This window comes from Rhodococcus sp. MH15 (genome assembly GCF_019266045.1).
Classification (GTDB): Bacteria; Actinomycetota; Actinomycetes; order Mycobacteriales; family Mycobacteriaceae; genus Rhodococcus_F; species Rhodococcus_F qingshengii.
In genome coordinates, this window is sequence record NZ_LPNP01000017.1 from 1 (window position 1) to 2,336 (window position 2,336).

Here is a 2,336-nt window from a genome sequence, read left to right on the forward strand (position 1 = left end):
CCGGACTCTCCGACCGCGTTCTCGCGGCGGGATTCCCGGTAGCCGAACCCTCCGTGATGGGGTCGGCGGATCGCAGAGGAGTCGGTAAGACCGACGATCTCGACGCCGCTCGTATCGCCCGATCAGTTCTGTCTGTCGACATCGATCGACTGCGTCGACCACGAGCGGACGGATCGCGAGTGGCGATGCGCGTTCTCGTGGTCGCCCGAGAACAGATGACGTGTGAACGGACGCGCACCATCAATGCGTTGACGGCTTTGGTTCGCACCGTCGAACTTGGTGTGGATGCACGAAAATCGTTGACATACAGTCAGTTAAAGGAGATCGCAACCTGGCGGGCTCGGTCCGAGGACGCCACCACTGCGACGTGCCGAGCAGAGGCCGTGCGACTAGCCAAGAGGATTCGTGCGCTCGATGCGGAGTTGGTTGACAATCGAAAGTCTCTCGACGCATTGGTGAAGACCAATGCGCCGGAACTGACTGCCGCGGTCGGGGTCGGGGCAGTGGTTGCAGCGACTGTCCTGATCGCGTGGTCACATGCAGGTCGGGTGCGCTCCGAGGCCGCATTCGCCTCGCTCGCCGGGACCTGCCCGGTCCCGGCTTCATCAGGTAACACGGTGCGCTACAGGCTTAATCGGGGCGGTGACCGCCGATTGAACAGAGCACTGACCACGGTTGTGATCGTGAGGATGCGGGTTGATCCCCAAACTCGCACCTATGTCGAACGTCGACGAGGAGAAGGCCGCACGACCAAGGAGATCATGCGATCCCTCAAGCGTTACGTCACCCGGCAGCTGTACCGGACACTTGCCACTGCACACCCAATCTTGGAGTCTTGACAGATATAGAAGCATCCCGGCAAGTCCGGAGACTGAACCGTGCCGGGTTTCTTGCCGCTCCTATGCTGGCGACATCTCCGGCTGGAGAATCGATAGTTGAGAGTAATAGACGGCTTCGAACTCGTCGGGAGTGACGTAGTTCAAGGTGCTGTGCAGACGGCGGGTATTGAACCAATCCACCCATTCTATCGTCGCGAATTCGATGTCGTCGATCGTCTTGATCGCCCCTTGCAGAAACGGACTGCTCTTGGAAACTTCTTCTGTCTTGAACAGTCCGATTGTCGACTCCGCAAGGGCGTTGTCGTGGGCGTCGCCGACGCTTCCAATTGAAGCCGCAATCCCTTCCAGTGCAGCCGTTTCCGCGAAGGAAATTGATGTGCACTGATTGGGCTCAACCGGTGGAAGCAACACCTGAGGCCAGGAGGGTGTTGTGGGCAGACCATCGGATTGGGCGCGGGAGGTGACGGGCAGGGCTCCGATGAGGTCACCGAAGAGCGCCGGGCCATCCTCGGTCGAAGGACCGAGATTTCTTGGGACCAGATCGCCACAGGCAAGCTTCCTTGCGAGGCTGCTGACGCTGTCGGCGTGGGACAACCTGTGGGCCAGCGGTTGTTCCGGCACGCTGGCGGGCTGAGACCGTATCCATGGCCCGCGCCGGCAGGTACCTCTCTCTGGAAGAGCGTGAGGGCATCGCGATCCTGCGCGCCACCGGCCACGGGGCGCGCGCGATCGCGAGTGTCATCGGGAGGAGCCCGTCGACGATCTCGCGGGAGTTGCGGCGCAACGCTGCGACCCGGGGCGGCACGCTCGACTACCGTGCCAGCGTTGCGCACTGGAAAGCCGAGTTGTTTGCCCGTCGCCCAAAGTCCGCCAAGCTGGCTGAGAATGAGCGGTTGCGCGAGTACGTCGAGGACCGCCTTTCGGGCAAGATCACCCTGCCGGGCGGCGCTGCTGTCGCCGGACCGTTCGAACGGCAATGGAAGGGTTTGAACAAGCCGCATCGTCAGGACCTCCGATGAGTGAAAGCGTGTAGCCCGGAGCAGATTTCGCACCGGCTGCCCATCGACTTCCCGATGACGAGTCAATGCGGATCAGCCACGAGGTCATCTAAGCCTGGATCCACTGACGAGCCTCTGAAAGTCAATTCGAATCGAAGACAGCGGTGGCGGCGGGTCTGCGGATCGGGATACCCGCGTTTCTCAGCCATGTGGTCAGGGAACCATGGGATATGCCGAGATCGGCGGCGATCCCGGCTACGGTCGCGCCGTCGGTATCGCAGTACAGCGCGACGCAGTCGAGCTGTACTGGCATGGCCCCGTTCACTGGGGACATGCCAGTGACGCAGTCGCCGATATCGCTACGGAAACCGGCGTGGAGGAATGATCGAAACCTGTGGATCCCGGGAGGACGCACCTTCCCGGATGATGATCTGTACACGAACAGGATTCTGATCAAGTCCAGCGCGCCAACGCTGGCGGGAAGGTACGCCCGTGCTCA

General features: G+C 61.6%; 3 protein-coding genes and 1 pseudogene. 3 read left to right on the forward strand and 1 reads right to left on the reverse strand.

Annotated elements, in window-relative coordinates; translation table 11 throughout:
- A partial coding sequence (locus ATN37_RS00110) for a transposase (protein ID WP_218694580.1) occupies positions 1 to 839 on the forward strand: 839 nt, incomplete at its 5' end.
- A gap of 60 nt (positions 840 to 899) precedes the next feature.
- On the opposite strand, the gene ATN37_RS32185 is transcribed toward ATN37_RS00110, so the two are convergent.
- Positions 900 to 1,460, reverse strand: coding sequence for an integrase core domain-containing protein (locus ATN37_RS32185; RefSeq protein WP_080656784.1), 561 nt, complete (start codon positions 1,458 to 1,460; stop codon positions 900 to 902).
- A gap of 26 nt (positions 1,461 to 1,486) precedes the next feature.
- On the opposite strand from ATN37_RS32185, the pseudogene ATN37_RS00120 reads away from it, so the two are divergent.
- Together ATN37_RS00120 and ATN37_RS00125 are read left to right on the forward strand one after the other, a co-directional pair.
- Positions 1,487 to 1,947: pseudogene (locus tag ATN37_RS00120) on the forward strand (transposase); the annotation flags it as partial.
- Positions 1,948 to 2,060: 113 nt separating this feature from the next.
- On the forward strand, positions 2,061 to 2,222 hold the full coding sequence (locus ATN37_RS00125; RefSeq protein WP_155277984.1) for a hypothetical protein: 162 nt from the start codon (positions 2,061 to 2,063) through the stop codon (positions 2,220 to 2,222).
- Positions 2,223 to 2,336 lie beyond the last annotated feature (114 nt).